This window comes from Nocardia sp. NPDC006630, assembly GCF_040611495.1.
Lineage (GTDB): Bacteria > Actinomycetota > Actinomycetes > Mycobacteriales > Mycobacteriaceae > Nocardia.
Map to the genome: position 1 here is coordinate 579,283 of NZ_JBEXOK010000005.1, position 17,033 is coordinate 596,315.

16 protein-coding genes are annotated in these 17,033 nt (G+C 68.2%); 11 read left to right on the forward strand and 5 right to left on the reverse strand.

All coding sequences use genetic code 11. The features are described 5' to 3' along the window. Positions 1-48 precede the first annotated feature (48 nt). From rplM to glmM, 3 genes are all read left to right on the forward strand, one after another. The gene (rplM, locus tag ABZX86_RS17570) at positions 49-492 is read left to right on the forward strand and encodes a 50S ribosomal protein L13 (protein ID WP_297621223.1); all 444 of its coding nucleotides are present in this window, start codon (positions 49-51) and stop codon (positions 490-492) included. After that, positions 489-1,007 (forward strand): 30S ribosomal protein S9, encoded by a 519-nt coding sequence (gene rpsI / locus ABZX86_RS17575; protein WP_327143807.1) that lies wholly within the window; start codon positions 489-491, stop codon positions 1,005-1,007. The genes rplM and rpsI overlap by 4 nt, the downstream gene beginning before the upstream one ends. Before the next feature lie 159 nt (positions 1,008-1,166). After that, positions 1,167-2,534, forward strand: a complete 1,368-nt coding sequence (glmM, locus tag ABZX86_RS17580; protein WP_355124589.1) for a phosphoglucosamine mutase — start codon at positions 1,167-1,169, stop codon at positions 2,532-2,534. A 504-nt stretch (positions 2,535-3,038) separates the two neighbouring features. Here the strand turns inward: glmM and ABZX86_RS17585 are convergent. Next, positions 3,039-4,679 (reverse strand): ABC-F family ATP-binding cassette domain-containing protein, encoded by a 1,641-nt coding sequence (locus ABZX86_RS17585; RefSeq protein WP_355124591.1) that lies wholly within the window; start codon positions 4,677-4,679, stop codon positions 3,039-3,041. A 115-nt stretch (positions 4,680-4,794) separates the two neighbouring features. Between ABZX86_RS17585 and ABZX86_RS17590 the strand changes: the two genes are divergently transcribed. The 3 genes from ABZX86_RS17590 to ABZX86_RS17600 all read left to right on the forward strand — a co-directional run bounded on the left by ABZX86_RS17590 (position 4,795) and on the right by ABZX86_RS17600 (position 5,752). Continuing rightward, positions 4,795-4,989, forward strand: a complete 195-nt coding sequence (locus ABZX86_RS17590) for a PspC domain-containing protein (RefSeq protein WP_355124593.1) — start codon at positions 4,795-4,797, stop codon at positions 4,987-4,989. Positions 4,990-5,089: 100 nt separating this feature from the next. Then, complete coding sequence (locus tag ABZX86_RS17595; RefSeq protein ID WP_355124595.1) at positions 5,090-5,398, forward strand: DUF6802 family protein; 309 nt, start codon at positions 5,090-5,092, stop codon at positions 5,396-5,398. Positions 5,399-5,431: 33 nt separating this feature from the next. Beyond that, positions 5,432-5,752, forward strand: coding sequence for a hypothetical protein (locus tag ABZX86_RS17600; protein WP_355124597.1), 321 nt, complete (start codon positions 5,432-5,434; stop codon positions 5,750-5,752). On the opposite strand, the gene ABZX86_RS17605 is transcribed toward ABZX86_RS17600, so the two are convergent. Together ABZX86_RS17605 and ABZX86_RS17610 are read right to left on the reverse strand one after the other, a co-directional pair. Next, positions 5,713-6,375 carry a hypothetical protein gene (locus ABZX86_RS17605; protein WP_355124599.1) on the reverse strand — a complete coding sequence of 221 codons (663 nt, stop codon included), beginning with the start codon at positions 6,373-6,375 and terminating at the stop codon, positions 5,713-5,715. The genes ABZX86_RS17600 and ABZX86_RS17605 overlap by 40 nt on opposite strands. 1,448 nt (positions 6,376-7,823) lie before the next feature. Then, positions 7,824-8,687 carry a dienelactone hydrolase family protein gene (locus ABZX86_RS17610; protein ID WP_355124601.1) on the reverse strand — a complete coding sequence of 288 codons (864 nt, stop codon included), beginning with the start codon at positions 8,685-8,687 and terminating at the stop codon, positions 7,824-7,826. 101 nt (positions 8,688-8,788) lie between these two features. Here ABZX86_RS17610 and glmS point away from each other — a divergent pair, with 101 nt between their 5' ends. Then, positions 8,789-10,657: a glutamine--fructose-6-phosphate transaminase (isomerizing) gene (gene glmS / locus ABZX86_RS17615; protein ID WP_355124603.1), complete on the forward strand. Its 1,869-nt coding sequence runs from the start codon at positions 8,789-8,791 to the stop codon at positions 10,655-10,657. Between the two features lie 11 nt (positions 10,658-10,668). On the opposite strand, the gene ABZX86_RS17620 is transcribed toward glmS, so the two are convergent. Next, positions 10,669-11,094: a cupredoxin family copper-binding protein gene (locus tag ABZX86_RS17620; RefSeq protein ID WP_355124605.1), complete on the reverse strand. Its 426-nt coding sequence runs from the start codon at positions 11,092-11,094 to the stop codon at positions 10,669-10,671. Positions 11,095-11,470: 376 nt separating this feature from the next. Here ABZX86_RS17620 and ABZX86_RS17625 point away from each other — a divergent pair, with 376 nt between their 5' ends. Next, on the forward strand, positions 11,471-12,919 hold the full coding sequence (locus tag ABZX86_RS17625; RefSeq protein ID WP_355124607.1) for an NAD(P)H-hydrate dehydratase: 1,449 nt from the start codon (positions 11,471-11,473) through the stop codon (positions 12,917-12,919). 323 nt (positions 12,920-13,242) lie between these two features. Here ABZX86_RS17625 and ABZX86_RS17630 read toward each other — a convergent pair whose 3' ends face one another. Further along, entirely contained in the window at positions 13,243-14,115 is an 873-nt protein-coding gene (locus ABZX86_RS17630; RefSeq protein ID WP_355124609.1) for a LysR substrate-binding domain-containing protein, read from the reverse strand. 70 nt (positions 14,116-14,185) lie between these two features. Between ABZX86_RS17630 and dapA the strand changes: the two genes are divergently transcribed. From dapA to tsaE, 3 genes are all read left to right on the forward strand, one after another. Beyond that, entirely contained in the window at positions 14,186-15,076 is an 891-nt protein-coding gene (gene dapA / locus ABZX86_RS17635; RefSeq protein WP_355124611.1) for a 4-hydroxy-tetrahydrodipicolinate synthase, read from the forward strand. 337 nt (positions 15,077-15,413) lie between these two features. Beyond that, on the forward strand, positions 15,414-16,544 hold the full coding sequence (alr, locus tag ABZX86_RS17640; RefSeq protein WP_355124613.1) for an alanine racemase: 1,131 nt from the start codon (positions 15,414-15,416) through the stop codon (positions 16,542-16,544). Beyond that, complete coding sequence (gene tsaE / locus ABZX86_RS17645) at positions 16,544-16,996, forward strand: tRNA (adenosine(37)-N6)-threonylcarbamoyltransferase complex ATPase subunit type 1 TsaE (protein WP_327143821.1); 453 nt, start codon at positions 16,544-16,546, stop codon at positions 16,994-16,996. Before alr ends, tsaE begins: the two co-directional genes overlap by 1 nt. The last annotated feature ends 37 nt before the right edge of the window (positions 16,997-17,033 follow it).

The window sequence follows — 17,033 nt, forward strand, 5'->3', positions numbered from 1 at the left end:
TCGACCACATGCCTGGCTGGCACCACATACGACAGACAGGGAACGACTGTGCCTACGTACAGCCCGAAGGCGGGTGACGTGACCCGCCAGTGGTACGTCATCGACGCCACTGACGTAGTCCTCGGACGTCTCGCCGTTCAGGCAGCGAACCTGCTGCGCGGCAAGACCAAGCCGACCTACGCTCCGCACGTCGATGGTGGCGACTTCGTCATCATCATCAACGCTGACAAGGTTGCCGTTTCTGGCAACAAGCGTGAGAACAAGTTCATCCACACCCACTCCGGGCACCCGGGCGGACTCAAGTCCCGCTCCGTCGGCGAAATCCTGGACACCCGCCCCGACCGTCTGGTCGAGCGCGCGGTCAAGGGCATGATCCCGAAGAACAAGCTCGGTAACAGCATCGGCGGCAAGCTGAAGGTCTACGCAGGCCCGAACCACCCGCATGCTGCCCAGCAGCCCATTCCGTTCGAGATCAAGCAGGTGGCACAGTGACCGCTCCTGAGGAATTCAACGACGACGAGTTCGTCGTGGAAGACACCACCGTCGAGGTCGTCGAGGAGGGTGACGGCTACGAGGCCGAGTTCACCGCCGAGGAAGAGACCTTCGCTCCGGTCCTCATCGACCGCCCGGTGCAGACCGTCGGCCGTCGTAAGGAAGCCGTTGTTCGCGTGCGCCTGGTGCCGGGTTCCGGCAACTTCGTGCTGAACGGCCGCACCATCGAGAACTACTTCCCGAACAAGGTGCACCAGCAGCTGGTGAAGTCCCCGCTGGTGCTCGTCGAGCGCAGCGAGTCCTTCGACATCTTCGCTCGTCTCGTCGGCGGCGGCCCGTCCGGTCAGGCCGGCGCCCTGCGTCTGGCGATCGCGCGTGCGCTGATCATCGTCACCCCGGATGACCGTCCCGCTCTCAAGCGTGCCGGCTTCCTGACCCGTGACGACCGCGCCGTCGAGCGTAAGAAGTACGGTCTGAAGAAGGCCCGCAAGGCGCCGCAGTACTCGAAGCGCTGATTTTCCGCCGTCGGGCTGCACCGTGTTCGAACCTGCTTCGGGCCGAACGCGGTACGGTCTACACGGCAACCTGTACGAGAGCAGGCTCCCTGCAACGGTTTTCGCGAACCGTCCGGGTGCCTGCTCTCGTGCTGTATATCGACCAGTCAGGGGTGAGGTATGGGACGTTTGTTCGGCACCGACGGAGTCCGCGGGCTCGCCAACGACTCGCTGAGTCCGGAACTGGCGCTGCAGGTTTCGGCCGCCGCGGCGCAGGTGCTCAGTCGCGGGAAGAAGCGCGCGCTGGCCGTGGTGGGGCGTGACCCGCGTGCCAGTGGTGAAATGCTGGAGGCCGCAGTCACCGCGGGGCTGACTTCCGTTGGCGTGGACGTACTTTCGGTAGGTGTCCTGCCGACACCGGCCGTCGCCTACCTCACCGGCGTGTACGACGCGTGCCTGGGCGTGATGATCTCCGCCTCGCACAATCCCATGCCGGACAACGGCATCAAGATCTTCGCCGCGGGCGGGCACAAGCTCGACGACGCCATCGAGGACCGCATCGAGACGCTCATGGCCGAGGGCAGGTTCAATCGGCCCGTGGGCGCGGGCGTCGGGCGGGTACTCGGCAAGCCGGGACAGCTGTTCGGCACCCACGATCAGTACAGCCTCGAAGGCACCCATGAGCGCTATGTGGAGCACCTGGTGGAAGCCGCCGGGCGTGACCTGAGCGGGCTCACCGTGGTGGTGGACTGCGCGCACGGCGCGGCCTCCGAGGTCGGCCCGGCCGCCCTCCGTGAGGCAGGCGCGACGGTGGTCGCCATCAATGCCGATCCCGACGGCCTGAACATCAACGAGGGTTGCGGATCGACGCATCTGGGGCCGATCCAGCGCGCGGTGGTCGAACACGGCGGCGATCTGGGCCTGGCGCTGGACGGTGACGCCGACCGCTGCCTGGCCGTGGACGCCACCGGCGCCATCGTCGACGGCGACGCCATCATGGCCGTCATCGCGCTGGCCATGCGGGACTCCGGCGAACTGGCCGAGGACACCCTCGTCGCCACCGTCATGAGCAATCTGGGTCTGCATATCGCCATGCGCGAGGCCGGAATCGCCATGCGCACCACCGCCGTCGGCGATCGCTACGTGCTGGAGGAGCTGCGCCGCAGCGGCCTCACCCTCGGCGGCGAACAATCCGGCCATGTGGTGCTGCCCAAATTCGGCACCACCGGCGACGGCGTCCTCACCGGCCTGAAGCTGATGGCCCGAATGGCCGAAACCGGCCGCACCCTGGCCGATCTCGCGGCCATCGTGCAGACCGTCCCGCAGGTCCTGGTGAACGTCCACGTCTCCGACAAGGCCGCCGTCGCGGCCGCCACCGAGGTCGTCGCCGCGGTCACCGAAGCCGAACGCCTCCTCGGCGACACCGGCCGAGTCCTGCTGCGCCCCAGCGGAACCGAACAGCTGGTCCGCGTCATGGTGGAAGCCACCGACCCCGGCCTCGCCCAGCGCCTGGCCGACGACCTCGCCAAGCTGGTCGCCGCCGTCTGACCCCAGCTGGCCGCACAGCCTGTCTGCTCGATCGCACTGCCTGTTTGCTCGACCGGCACAGCCCGTCTCGGCTGAGCGGACAGCCCGTGTCTGGATCGCACAGCCCGTCTTGTGGGTCGGACAGCGTATCTCTGGATCGAACGAACCTTGTCGGGGCTGTTCGGTAGAGAGACACGCTGTTCCGTCGACAGGCGTGCGGAAAAGAAGCCGTGCTGGGCACGTCGCCTGCCGTACCCGGCTTGGGCTCCCGGCTCAGGGGGGAACCTCACGTTCCTGACGGGGGGACTGGCCCTGGTTACCTTGCGAGACAAAACCCGAAAAGACAAGAGACGCAAGAACAAGGGCTGGGGGTGCCCTTGGGGAGGCTTACTCATCGAGAGGGCTCTCACGGTGGCGGTTTGCGGCGTGTCGCCACCGTGAGAGCCCTCTCGGTGAAATGGCCTGCGGGTTGGTGGGCCACGACTGGGTGGTCACGCCGGAATTGTTCGGCTCTCGGTTGGGTGGCTAGTTCTCTGTGAGGTTGCCGCTCTCCAGGTGCCAGCGGCGGGTGGCGCGGACGTTGTCGAGCATGCGGCGGTCGTGGGTGACGAGGAGGACTGTGCCGGTGAAGGATTCGACTGCCTCCTCGAGTTGTTCGATGGCGGCCAGGTCCAGGTGGTTGGTGGGCTCGTCGAGGACCAGGAGGTTGACGCCGCGGGCTTGGAGGAGGGCCAGGGCGGCTCGGGTGCGTTCGCCGGGGGAGAGGGTGTCGTTGGGGCGCAGGACGTGTGGGCCGCGGAGGCCGAATTTGGCCAGGAGGGTGCGGACTTCGGCTTCGGGCCAGTCGGGGATTTCGGCACTGAAAGTATCGGAGAGGGTGGAGGTTCCGCGGAAGAGGCCGCGGGCCTGGTCTACCTCGCCGATCGCCACCGCAGAGCCCAGGGCGGCGGATCCGGTGTCCGGCTTCGTTTTTCCGAGCAGGACCGACAGCAGGGTGGATTTGCCCGCGCCGTTGGCTCCGGTCAGGACGATGCGGTCGCCGTAGTCCACCTGGACGGTGACGGGGCCGAGGGTGAAATCACCGCGTGTGACAGTCGCATTCGAGAGGGTGGCGACGACCGAGCCGCTGCGGGGGGCGGCGGCGATGACCATGCGCAGTTCCCATTCCTTGCGCGGCTCCTCGACCGCGTCCAGGCGTTCGATGCGGCGCATGGTCTGTTTGACCTTCGACGCCTGCTTCTCGGTGGCTTCCGCGCGCGCTTTGCGGCCGAGTTTGTCGGAGTCCTGTTTGCTCTTGCGGCGGGCATTGCGCACGCCGTGTTCCATCCAATTGCGCTGCATGCCGGCGCGGGCTTCGAGGCCGGCCTTGGTGTCGGCGTAGTCCTCGAAGGCCTCGCGGACGTGGCGGCGGGCGATCTCGCGTTCCTCGAGATACGACTCGTAGCCACCGTCGTAGATGCCGACCTGCTGCTGTGCCAGATCCAGTTCCACAATGCTGTTCACGGTGCGCGCCAGGAACTCTCGGTCGTGGCTGATCACCATGAGCGGCTCGCGGATGCCGGTGACGAACTGTTCCAGGCGGGCCAGGCCGTCCAGGTCGAGGTCGTTGGTGGGCTCGTCCAGCAGCAGAATGTCGAAGCGGGACAGCAGGACCGAGGCCAGACCAGCGCGGGCCGCCTGGCCGCCGGACAGAACTGTCATGAGGGTTTCCAGGCCGTGCGGCAGGCTGGCGGTCAGGCCGAGGTCGGCGGCGGTCTCGTCGGCGCGCTGCTCCAGATCCGCGCCGCCGAGGGCGAGCCAGCGTTCCAGGGCGGGGGAGAACTCGTCGTCGCCGCCTTCGGCCAGTCGTTCGGCGGCCTCGTCCATGATGCGCTGGGCCTCGCCGACGCCGGTGCGGCGGCGCAGGAATTCGAGCACCGTCTCGCCCTCGATGCGCTCCGGCTCCTGGGCCAGATAGCCGACCGTGGCATCGGGCGGGCTGAGGGTGATCTCGCCCTCGGGGGCGTGCCCGTCGGCGAGCATGCGCAGCAGAGTGGACTTTCCGGCGCCGTTCACCCCCACCAGGCCGATCACATCGCCGGGGGCCAGGATGAGATCGAGGTCTTCGAAGAGGGTGCGTTCGCCGTGTCCGGCAGCGAGTCCGCGCGCATGCAGAGTGGTGCTCACCTGCGCGATTCTGCCCTGTTCAGGGTTGCACCCTGACTCCGCCCTACCGAAGTTCAGGGTGGGAATGGGTCAGGGGACCGATGTGCGGCGGGCCCGCGGTGCGGAGAGTGGAGGTATGACAACACAGACCACCAAGCGCCTGACCCGTTCGAACCATGACAAGTGGATTGCCGGAGTATGCGGGGGCATTGCCGAATACTTCGGCTGGAACGCCAATATCGTCCGGCTGCTGTTCGTGCTCTCCTGCCTGCTGCCCGGACCGCAGTTCATCCTCTACATCATTCTGTGGATCATCATTCCGAAGCACTGAGTTATCCACAGCTGAGAGTTATCCACATTCGGTATGAAGGGGCTGCGTGCCGTCGGCGCGAGTGACAGGATGGTTATCACGTCACTGCGGAGGAGCGCACATGGTCACATCGGGTGATCTGCCGGGCCTGGATCTGCCGAATCTCGACTCACATTCCGAGCTCGGTGCGCTCGGCGCGATAGAGCTAGCGCACCCGACCCAGGATATCGATGGTGACGGTCTGCCCGACACCGTGACCACCAATACCGACCACGCCATGCACGTGTGGACCGATATGGATCACGACGGGTACGCCGATCATGTGACCGTCGTGGATACCGGCGGTGACTACTCGGCCTGGGAGTTCCATCATCATCCGGACGGCTCCTCCGAGTGGGTGCGCACAGACGAAGGGCGCCTGGGCAGGTAGCCGAACCGGGGGGATTCGAGCGAGGGGGGATCGATGGGTGGATTCGACGTGCTCGGCGTAGATCTGGACGGGCTGCGCGACACGATCACCACACTGCGGGGGTGCGCCGATACGCTCGAGCAGCAGTCCCGCCGGGTGGGTGCGCATGTGTTCGGCATCGGCAATGACGAAGCCGGGCGCAACTATTCAGCGTCGGGCGCGGCAGTGCAGCACGGATTCGAGCACATTGCGGCGTGCCTGCACCGCTGGTCAACGGTCACGGCTGCGACTGCCGACGTATTCGACGGCGCAGCTGCGGATTACGCGCGCATCGATCATGAGCGCGCGGCCGCGGTATCGGGGGTGCACCCATGACCTTCGATATGAGCGGCAAATCGATCGACGACATCCTGGATTACGGCGCGCCCGGGCTGGAGTACTGGGAGCGGTTCCTGCCGCTCTACGACAAGGCGTTCACGGCGCCACATGATGTCGACCTCAGCGCCTTGCAAGCCGCATACGACGAGCAGCGCAGCGCCGATCTCGCGAAACTCGACAGTGCGCGAACGGAATTGGTGCAGGCGCTCGACCAAACCGAAGCGCAGTGGGCTGCCCAGTACGGTGTGGCGCAAAGCCTCCCGTCCTGCTGGGCCAGCGGCGCCGGCGGTGCGGCGCTCGCGATGGTGGTCACCCAATTGCGCCGGGCCCGTGAGGATATCGATGCCGCCCGCACCGCCGCCACGGCCATCGGTGCTGCCGTCGAGCCACTGCGGCAGGCCGTGCTCAGCAAAGCTGAGAGCGTGCTGGGGTTGCTCGAGGAAACCACCGACGGCGCAAGGAAACTCGCGATCGCAGGCAAGTCGCCAGACGATATCGAAGCCATGCTCGGCGATCACCCCGACCCCTGGCTCACCACGACCTTCAAACCCGATGTGGAACGCAAACTCGTTGAATTCCAGGCAGCCTGCACCACCGCCAACCGCTGCTTCGAATCCCATTACGACACCATTGTCGCGGCCATGAACCAGATCCTGGACCTGCCCTACCCGCAGCCCGCCGCGATCCCCGTCGTCGCGCCCGCTTCGGAACAGTCTCCGGACGCCGCTCGGGGACCGCAGCCGAAACCGGCTCCGGCTGAACGGGGGCAACAGCCGGAAACGGCCCCGGGTGAACGGAGACGGCAACCGCAGGCAGTGCCGGACGCCGGAGGGGTGCAGCGACCGGAACCGGCTCCGGTGCAACCACATCAGAGCTATCCGTCCGTCACCTCAGGCGGTCCCCAGGCCGCCGGGCCCGCCTCGACCGCACCGGCTGCGGTGGAATCGCAATCCGCCCAACCACACTGCCCGCCGGACTCGTCGTCAGCCTCCGCGCCGGACCCATCCCCAGGCTCCCGCTCTGCTGGATGTGTACAGCCCCAATCGATGCCGAACACCCCGCCGGAGGAGGCGCAGTCAGTCCCCAACGCGCGGCTGAACGGTCCAGTCCAGTCCGCACCTTCTGCTCCGCCCGACGGTGTCAACCGAGCTGCACCCGGCGCGCAATCGGAGGGCTTCAGTCACCCGCAATCCCAGCCCAATTCGGATTCCCACGGCCTCACCAGCCTGGCCGACCTCATCCGATCCCTGCTGTCAGTTCTGGATCCCAGCAAGCTCTCCTCCCTGACAGATCTCCTGCACCCTTCCGACCCTTCCGTCCACCCGGATCCCGCAGCCGATCCCGCCTCGGACCCACAGCATCCAGCCGACCATCCGTCCCCAACCGGTAAAGACGGCGAAGCCCCCGCCGATCAATGCCCACACCCCGAAGCAAATCGCAGTGGGCCGCAACAACATCCGGACCCCGGTCCGGCCGCAACTCCAGGCGCCGGGGAGAAATCACCGTCCGACAGTTGCCCCGCCCCTCCTGTGCAATCGGCTCCGGCCCCCACTTGCGATTCCCCGCCCCCCTCCTGCGATATCCCGCCGCAATCAGCGGAATGCCCAGCCTCGCAACAAGAAAGCCGAACCGCCCCCAACCCCGACGCTCAATCCCCCGACCAGGGCACACCGTCCTGCATCATCAAAGGCCCGCCCGGGTCCGAAGGAACCCCACCGTCACCAGACGAGCCCCCGTTCCCCGACGCCGGCCGAGTCTCACCCGATCAGGTGCAATTGGCCCCCGGCCATGATCCCGCATCGGTCACACCCCCGGACCGTGCGTCGCCTCCGTCCCCCTCCGCGCCGCTCGCCGAAGTCCCTGCCCCCGAAGGAAATTCGCCCCATGCCAACACTGATCCGACCGTAGAAATCCCAGAAGGCGGCGTCGAGATCCCCGAACTCTCAGACGCGACGCCGTCATGACTGCGAGATGTCGGCCGTCAGCCCGGAATGGGTTTGGCCGGGATCCGCACCCGCTGTGTCAAAGCTGGTTTCGGCGGACTCCAGCCATGGGGTGGCGGGTGGATTTACTTGCGGAGGGCTTGGACGAGTTGGAGGAGGGGGAGTTTCTGGGGGTGTTCGGGCTCTTCTTCCACTGCTTCGGGGTCGACTACTTCGGTGTGGGGCAGGAGGGCTTCGGGGTCGGCGAAGAGTTTGTATTTCTTGTCGCCGAGGAGTTCGAAGTTGAGGAAGCCGACGAGGAGGGCGCGGGTGAGGCGTTCGGTTTTGGGTTCGTGCTTGCCGGCGCCGAGGGCCGACAGGGCGCGGCGGCCCTCGACCATGCCATTGTGCGTGGCCTTTTCGACCGAACGCAGAATCGTCTTGCCGCCCCAGGCGGTGGCGAGCGGGATGGCATTGGAGCTGACCGAGCCGATATCGGAGGCGCCGGCCAGGATCAGTGCGGCGGTGTCGATTCCGGGGGCGAGGGCCTCGGCGGACGGGGCGGTGGGGGACGGGAAGAGCGCGGCGACGGCCGCGACCTCACGCTGCGAGGCGGCGATGACCGCCGCGCCCGCACCCATGCCGTGCCCGGCCAGCGCCAGCCGGTCGGGATGCACGCTGATATCGCCCCCGCCCAGCCGCACCCCGGCACAGATGTCCAGGGTGGTGAGCAGATCGGTCGCGAGGTTCAGATGCGAAGGGATCGGGCCGCGTTCGGTATCGGGCGCGGCGGCAACGTAACCCCAGGAGGCCAGATGCTCGAGCAGTCGCCGATAGTTCGCAGCGCCCGTCAGCCAGCCGTGCCCGAAGGCCACCGCCGGCAGGTTGAGCCCCTTCTCGGGTGTGTACACCACCCCTGGCTGTCCGGCAATGCCGAGGTTGCCGCGCAGCACCGAATGCGGGCCGCGGGCGGTCAAAGTGCTCAGGAGCGATTTCACAGACGCCGACACGACAGTGAACTTATCCGATCGCCGGGCCATTGGGGTGTTTCGGCCGGTCCCGTCCGCACTGGGATTCAGAAGCCGGTACTACCCCAGTAGGCTGGTGGCCCATGTGCGGAATCGTGGGGTACGTGGGGTACCGGGACGCCCTCGGTGTGGTGGTGGACGCGTTGCGCCGCATGGAGTATCGCGGCTACGACTCCGCCGGAGTCGCCATTCTCGACGGCGCGGGCGGGCTCGCCGTCGAACGCAAGGCAGGCCGGCTGGCCAATCTGGAGGCCGAACTCGCCGAAACGGGAGCAGGTCGTTTTGCGGGCACCACCGGCATGGGCCACACCCGCTGGGCCACCCACGGCGCACCCACCGACCGCAATGCGCATCCGCATCGCGACGGCGGCGACCGGGTCGCGGTGGTGCACAACGGCATCATCGAGAACTTCGCGCCGCTGCGCCGCGAACTCGAAGACGCCGGAGTCGAACTCGGCAGCGATACCGATACCGAGGTCACCGTGCACCTGGTGGCTCGCGCCTATGCCACCGGTGCGACGGCTGGGGATTTTGTGGCCTCCGCGCTCTCGGTGGTGCGCCGGCTGGAGGGCGCGTTCACCCTGGTCTTCACGCACGCCGACCATCCCGGCACGATCATCGCCGCGCGCCGCTCGACCCCGCTGGTGGTGGGTGTCGGCAAGGGCGAGATGTTCCTCGCCTCCGATGTCACCGCCTTCATCGAGCACACCCGGGAAGCGGTGGAGCTCGGCCAGGATCAGGCCGTTGTCATTACCGCGAACTCCTACGAGGTCACCGATTTCGACGGAAAGCCCGACGCGGTCCGCACCCGCCCGTTCACCATCGATTGGGATCTGGCCGCCGCCGAGAAGGGCGGCCACGACTACTTCATGCTCAAGGAGATCGAGGAGCAGCCCGCCGGTGTCGCCGACACGCTGATCGGTCACTTCCAGGACGGCCGGATCGTGCTGGACGAGCAGCGGCTCACCGATCAGGAACTGCGCGAGTTCGACAAGGTCTTCGTGGTCGCCTGCGGCAGTTCGTATCACGCGGGGCTACTGGCCAAATATGCCATCGAGCACTGGACCCGGCTGCCCGTCGAGGTGGAGCTGGCCAGCGAATTCCGTTATCGCGACCCGGTTCTGGACCGCTCCACGCTGGTGGTCGCCATCTCGCAGTCCGGCGAGACGGCGGACACGCTGGAGGCGGTCCGGCACGCCAAGAGTCAGAAGGCGCGAGTCCTGGCCATCTGCAATACCAATGGCGCGCAGATTCCCCGCGAATCCGATGCCGTGCTCTACACCCGCACCGGGCCGGAGATCGGCGTGGCGTCCACCAAGGCGTTTCTCGCGCAGATCACCGCGAACTATCTTGTCGGTCTCGCGCTCGCGCAGGCGCGCGGCACCAAGTACCCCGATGAGGTGGCTCGCGAATTCGCCGAGCTGGAGGCCATGCCGAAACTGGTCGCCCGCGTACTGGAGTCGGGTGATCAGGTGCGCGCCCTCGCCCGGGAGTTCGCGCACGTCTCCACGGTGCTGTTCCTCGGCAGGCATGTCGGCTACCCGGTGGCGCTCGAAGGTGCGCTGAAGCTCAAGGAACTGGCCTACATCCACGCCGAGGGCTTCGCCGCCGGTGAGCTCAAGCACGGCCCGATCGCGCTGATCGAGGAGGGCCTGCCGGTCTTCGTGGTGATGCCCTCGCTGAAGAGCCGCCCCATGCTGCACTCCAAGATGCTCAGCAATATTCGCGAGATCCAGGCGCGCGGCGCCCGCACCATCGTCATTGCCGAGGAAGGCGACGACACCGTCCGTCCCTTCGCCGATCACCTGATCGAAATCCCCGCCGCCCCAACCCTTTTCCAGCCGCTCCTGGCCACCGTCCCACTGCAGATCTTCGCCGCCGAGGTTGCGCAGGCCCGCGGCTACGACGTGGACAAGCCCCGCAACCTGGCCAAATCCGTCACGGTCGAATAGGCGCTGCGGCCCTATTCGACGGTGACCGAGCCCTTCATGTCCGGGTGCAGGGGGCAGAGGTAGCGGTAGGTGCCGGGGGTGGTGAAGGTGTAGCTCCACTCGCCCTTGTGGATGATCGGGCTGTTGATGCCCAGTGCGACATCGCCGATGCCCTGCACCGCGTGCGGGGCCTTGTCGGAGAACTTCCAGGTCACCATGTCGCCGACCTTGACGGTGACAGTGGCCGGGGAGAACTTCATATCGTTCACGTCGACGGTGACCGCCGCGGGCTGCCTCGGACCCGAGGGGGCGGCGGCCGAGGTGGCGGCGGATGCGGCGGTCGTCGTGGGTGCGGCCGACTTCGACGAATCCGAGCCGCAGCCGCTCGCGGCCAGCACCCCCGCCACCACGGTCACGAGGAGCAGGGCGCGGGCGGGCGAGTAGCGGCGGATCGACATGTCCGTCAGCGTAACCGTCACCAGTAGCGGGCCATTCGCAGGCGTCGCCCCTCAGGAAAACGCTGCTCCGACATGCCGGAAGCGCCGCGACCCCGCAGTGAACCGGTTGATGAGCGAACACGTTCCGGAGATCACGCAGGCGCGTCGGCCAAGGTTCCTCGGGGATCGCGCCTTCCACGTACGCACGTCGCGAGTCGCGGCTCATGTCTTTCGTGTGCACCCGTCGAGGGGGCTCGTGGCTCCGCGTACGCACATCGAGGGTTGGGGCTCACGACTTCCGCGTGCACACGTCGCGGTCCGGCCGGGGGCGTAGTCTGCAGACGTCGTAGGCAGGCGGGGTTCGCCCCGCGGAACCCGCTCTCGCAGGAGGCGAACGATGACGGCAGCTGAGCTTCGCGGATACTTCACGGCCGATGAGGTTCGTGCGGCGGAGGCGGAGCTGTTCACCCGTGTTCCCGCCGGAATGCCTATGCGGCGCGCGGCTTTCGGGCTGGCCGAGGTGGTGCTGCGGGAGCTGCGGGAGCGGACCGGTGCAGTGGCCGGGCGGTCGGTGACGCTGCTGGTCGGCTCCGGCGACAATGGTGGCGACGCGCTGTGGGCGGGATCGTTCCTGCGGCGGCGGGGTGTGGCCGTGCGGGCGGTGCTGCTGTCGCCGGAGCGGGTGCACGCGGAGGGGTTGGCGGCATTGCGCCGGGCCGGTGGCCGGGTGGGCGCCGAGGTGGGTGCGCCGGATCTGGTCATCGATGGCATCGTCGGTATCTCGGGTCGTGGGCCGCTGCGCCCGAAGGCGGCGGAAATTGTTGCCGGGGTGCGTGTTCCGGTGATTTCTGTCGACCTGCCCAGCGGTGTCGATCCGGATACCGGAGTCGTGAGCGGACCGGCGGTTCGAGCGGCCGTGACCGTCGCCTTCGGCGCGTACAAGCCGGTGCATGCCCTGGCCGCGCCGTACTGCGGCCGAATTGAACTGGTGCCCATCGGATTACGCCTACCCGCGCCGAATCTGGCTGCCCTGGAACCGCAGTCGATCGGGGCGGGTTGGCCGGTGCCGACATCGACCGATGACAAGTACACCCAGGGCGTCACCGGCGTCTGCGCGGGCAGTTCCACCTATCCGGGCGCGGCGATCCTGTGCACCGGAGGCGCGGTGGCCGCCACCTCCGGCATGGTCCGCTACGCCGGAACCGGCGCCGCTCAGGTTCTCGCGCACTTTCCGGAAGTTGTTGCTGCCCCGTCGATTTCGGAGACCGGACGAGTCCAGTCATGGGTCTTCGGCCCCGGCGCGGGCACCGACTCCGCCACGCGGGACCGTCTCGCCGAAATCCTCGCCACTGACCTACCCGTGGTGGTCGATGCCGACGGCCTGACCCTGCTCGCGGCCGACCCCGGTTTGCTGAACGGCCGCGTCGCCCCCACCGTCCTCACTCCGCACGCCGGAGAGTTCGCCCGCCTCACCGGCGCGGACCCGGCCCCCGACCGTGTGGCCGCCGTCCGCAAACTAGCCGACTCCTGGCAGGTGACGGTCCTTTTGAAGGGCCGCGCCACCCTGGTGGCCGCCCCCGGTCACCCCGTCTTCGTCAACGAGGCGGGCGGCTCCTGGGCTGCCACCGCCGGCTCCGGCGACATCCTCTCCGGCGTCATCGCCGCCCTCCTCGCCGCCGGTCGCGACCCCGCCTGGTCCGCCGCCGCAGCCGCCCGCGTCCACGCCCTCTCCGCCAACCTCGCCGCCCACGCCACCACCGCCGCGGGCGCCCCCATCTCCGCCTCCCCCCTTCTCGCCAACCTCCGCAACGCCATCGGTACCCTCCGCGACCTCGCCGCCGCCTGACCACCTCGGTCCCCGATCGCTGCGAGCACGCCCGCTCCGGCCTGGACAGCCGCCCGCTGTGCATGTGTCTTCCGTCGAGGAGCCCAGCTGCCGCAGTTCCACGCACAGCCGCGCTCGCCGCAGGAGGTTCCCGGCCTGCTCGCATCGACGTGCGGCCGTGCACATCAGCGCGTCCGCTGCTGATCACCGGCTGTCCTGATAGATCACCGAGGGTGCCGCACGCGATGGCGAACAACCTGCGGCACAGCGTCACTCGCTGATGTTCGTGTTCTGCCAGGTTCCGGCCGCGTGCGCGTCGCAGACCGGTGGCGGGATCGGCGAGGTCAGGCCGGAGGGGTTATGGCGGCGTGGAGGGCGGCGCGGGCGGCGGCGACTATGGGGTGGTGGGCGGCGCCGCGGCGGTAGGCGAGGTGGGTGCGGCGGCGGGTGGGGAGCGGGGTGAGGGTTACGCCGGGTGGGACTGATTGGGCGCCGAGGTCGGGGACCAGGGCTACGCCCTGTGCTGCGGCAACCAGGGCCAGGACGGCGCCGAAGTCGTCGGCGTGGTGGCGGATGCGGGGGGTGAATCCGGCTGCGCGGCAGGCGCGGACGGTCATGGCGTGGCAGAGGGTGCCGGGGGTGCCTGCGATCCAGGAGGAATCGTGGTGTGCGGCAAGGGGTTCGGCGACGAGTGCGGCGAGGTGGATGGTTTCCTCGAGGAGGGGTTCGGTGTCGAGGCCCGGTTCCGGGTCCACGGGGACGTAGTCGTACTCCTGGACCAGCGCTATATCGAGGAGATCGGCGCGCAGGGCGGCGGGGGCGGCGGCCGGATCCAGTTCGGTGACAAGCAGTTCCAGATGCGGATGATCGCGGCTGAGGGCGACCAGCGCGGGGGACAGGACGGTGCGGACCGCGGTCGGGAAGGCGCCGATGCGGAGGGTTCCGGTGAGTTCGGTTCGGGCGGTGGCGAGTTCGGCGGTGGCCTGCGCCAGGGTCGCGAGGATGGTTTCGGTGTGCTCGACCAGGCGCAGGGCGGCGGGTGTGAGGGTGACGCTGCGGCCGGTTCGCTCCAGCAGCGGCACCCCGGCCTCGCGTTCGAGCGCGGTCAGCTGCTGGGAGACCGCCGAGGGGGTGTAGGTCAGCGCCTCGGCGACGGCGGTGATGGTGCCGCGGTGGGCGAGTTCCCGGAGCAGGCGCAATCGGCGCAGATCGAGCATAAGGAGATCTTATGCTCGGAGACGGAAACGTGAAATGGACGTGAAGACGCGTGGCGGCCACGCTGAGGTCATGACATTCACAGGCCTGTTCGTGCCGCTGATCACGCCTTTCACCGCCACCGGTGAGATCGCCGCGGCGGCGCTCGAAGCACTCGCGCACGAGGTGCTCGCCGCCGGTGCGACCGGAATCGTCGCGCTCGGCACCACCGCCGAACCGGCGACCCTCACCCCGGATGAGCGGTTGCGGGTGCTCGATATCTGCGCCGGGGTGTGCGCCGAACACGACGCGTCCCTGATCGCCGCGGCCGGCTCCAATGCGACCGCCGCCTCGGTGCAGGAGCTCACAGCCCTCGACCCCCGGGCCGCGGCCGCCCTCACCGTGGTCCCGTACTACACCTGCCCGTCCGAAGACGGTGTTGTCGAACACTTCCGGCACCTGGCCGCGGCCAGCCCCGTTCCCCTGGTGATCTACCACATTCCGTACCGCACAGGCCTCGCGCTCAGTGCCGAAACCCTGTGTCGCCTGGCCGAATTGCCGAATGTCGCAGGATTCAAATACACCACCGGCGGCATCGACGAAGCCACCATCGGCTTCCTCGGCGCAGCCGCCGGCGACACCGCCGTACTCGCGGGCGACGACCTCTTCGCCGCACCCCTGCTCGCCCTCGGCGCCTCCGGAGCCATCCTGGCCTGCGCGAATGTCGCACCCGCCGAATACGTCGAACTGATCGCCGCCTGGCAGCACGGCCCGATCGATCGGGCCCGCCGCATCGGCAACCGCCTCGCGGCCCTCGCCACCACCCTCTTCACCGAACCCAATCCGACTGTCCTGAAGGGTGTTCTGGCCGCACAGGGCCGCATCCCCACCGCCGCGGTCCGCCTTCCACTGCTCCCCGCGAGCGAAGCTTCCGTCGCTGCCGCACTCGCTGCACTGCAGGGCGTTCATGCCGCCAGCTCCTGAAACGGCCGCGATGCGCGCATAGACGCTCTGTTCGCGACTCAGGCACCGAATGCGTCTCCGCGTGCCGTTCCCGACTGGCTTCCCGTGCGTTGCCGCGTTCAGGGCAACGCGCTGACTCGGGAAGTGCCGGGCGAGAGCCGGATCGGTGGGCTGATCAGGTGACATCGGTGGGCTGATCAGGTGACGTAGCCCGGTTCGTCGCGGTGGCGCTCTGCGCGGACATGCGTCGCGGGCAGGTGCAGATAGTGCGATTGCGGCGTGTCGCTGGGCGGGTCGAGGGGTTGCCGCGGCCGGGTGTGACGGGTGCCGCGCGGGCGGAGATGGCAGGATCGGGGCTGTGAACAAGCCCGATCCGCAGGTGGAGACCCTCGTCGATCTGAATGCCATTGCCCACAATGTGCGGATTCTGGCCGCGCATGCCGGTGTTGCCGCGGTCATGGTGGTGGTCAAGGCGGATGGGTACAACCACGGGGCCGTCGAGGTCGGGCGGGCCGCTATTGCCGCGGGGGCGCGTGAGCTCGGGGTGACCACGCTCGAAGAGGCGGTGGCATTGCGGGCGGCGGGCATTACCGCGCCGATTCTGTGCTGGCTCAACACCTCCGATGCCGACTTCGCGAGCGGCATCACCGCGGATATCGAGATCGCGGTGTCCTCGGTCGCGCATCTGGAGGCGGTCGCGGCGGCCGCGCGCGGCTTGGGGCGTACCGCGACGGTATCGCTGAAGGTGGATACCGGGCTCAACCGCAATGGCGTATCTGCGACCGAATACCCGCAGGTGCTGGCGCTTTTGCGACAGCTGGTCGACGAGCAGGTGGTGCGTTTCCGGGCCATCTTCTCCCATCTCGCCCATGCGGATTCACCGCATCACCCGACCATCGACCTCCAGCGCGACCGGTTCCTGGAATGCATCGCCACCGCGAAAGAGCAGGGCCTGCAACCGGAATTGGTGCATCTGGCCAATTCGGCGGCCACCCTGACCCGCCCCGATCTGGCGTTCGACATGGTGCGCCCGGGCATCGCCGTCTACGGGCTCTCCCCGATCCCGGAGATCTCCGATTTCGGCCTGCGCCCGGCCATGACCTTCCGCGCCCGCGTCGCCTTGGTGAAACGCGTCGCCGCAGGTGAAGGCGTGTCCTACGGCCACGAGTGGATTGCCGGGCACGACACCACCGTCGCGCTCATCCCCGCCGGATACGCCGACGGTGTGCCGCGCACCCTCGGCGGCCGCTTCGATGTGTGGCTGGGCGGTGAGCGCCGGCCCAATATCGGCAGGGTCTGCATGGACCAGCTGGTGGTGAACCTCGGCGAGAACACCTCCGGTGTCCGCGAGGGCGATACCGCAGTCCTGTTCGGCGGCGAGGGTCTGCCGCACGCCCAGGAGTGGGCGGACACGCTCGGCACCATCCACTACGAGATCGTCTGCGCCCCGCGCGGTCGCGTCATCCGCACCCACATCGGCGGCGAGTGATGAACACCCGCGGCAATCGCACCCTGCCGACGGTCGAGGACACCGAGGCCCTCGGCCGCGAACTGGCCGAGGAACTGCAACCCGGCGATCTGGTCATCCTCGACGGTCCGCTGGGCGCCGGGAAAACCGCGCTCACCCGTGGCATCGCCGCCGGGCTCGGCGTCATAGGCCGGGTCAGCTCACCGACTTTCATCATTGCCCGCCAGCACCGCGCGAGCGCCGACCCGGGCTCGATCGCCCTGGTGCACGTGGACGCCTACCGCCTCGGCGGCGATCTGGACGAACTCGACGCCCTCGACCTGGACACCGATCTGCACGATGCGGTGGTCGTCGTCGAATGGGGTCTGGGCGTGGCCGAGCACCTCGCCGACCGCCACCTCCGCGTCCAACTCCGCCGCGAACCCGACTCCGATATCCGCACGGCGGAATGGGAATGGCTCTCGGCCACCTGACCACCTCCGAATGCGAGAAGCATCACGCTGACCGCAC

Excerpts from the sequence above, each read along its gene's own strand:
- ABZX86_RS17625 (WP_355124607.1), top strand. The coding sequence starts at position 11,471 with ATGACGGCAGCTGAGCTTCGCGGATACTTCACGGCCGATGAGGTTCGT.
- dapA (WP_355124611.1), top strand. The coding sequence starts at position 14,186 with ATGACATTCACAGGCCTGTTCGTGCCGCTGATCACGCCTTTCACCGCC.
- ABZX86_RS17595 (WP_355124595.1), top strand. The coding sequence starts at position 5,090 with ATGGTCACATCGGGTGATCTGCCGGGCCTGGATCTGCCGAATCTCGAC.
- ABZX86_RS17590 (WP_355124593.1), top strand. The coding sequence starts at position 4,795 with ATGACAACACAGACCACCAAGCGCCTGACCCGTTCGAACCATGACAAG.
- ABZX86_RS17620 (WP_355124605.1), bottom strand. The coding sequence starts at position 11,094 with ATGTCGATCCGCCGCTACTCGCCCGCCCGCGCCCTGCTCCTCGTGACC.
- ABZX86_RS17605 (WP_355124599.1), bottom strand. The coding sequence starts at position 6,375 with ATGGGATTCGAAGCAGCGGTTGGCGGTGGTGCAGGCTGCCTGGAATTC.
- tsaE (WP_327143821.1), top strand. The coding sequence starts at position 16,544 with ATGAACACCCGCGGCAATCGCACCCTGCCGACGGTCGAGGACACCGAG.
- ABZX86_RS17630 (WP_355124609.1), bottom strand. The coding sequence starts at position 14,115 with ATGCTCGATCTGCGCCGATTGCGCCTGCTCCGGGAACTCGCCCACCGC.
- glmS (WP_355124603.1), top strand. The coding sequence starts at position 8,789 with ATGTGCGGAATCGTGGGGTACGTGGGGTACCGGGACGCCCTCGGTGTG.
- ABZX86_RS17600 (WP_355124597.1), top strand. The coding sequence starts at position 5,432 with ATGGGTGGATTCGACGTGCTCGGCGTAGATCTGGACGGGCTGCGCGAC.
- glmM (WP_355124589.1), top strand. The coding sequence starts at position 1,167 with ATGGGACGTTTGTTCGGCACCGACGGAGTCCGCGGGCTCGCCAACGAC.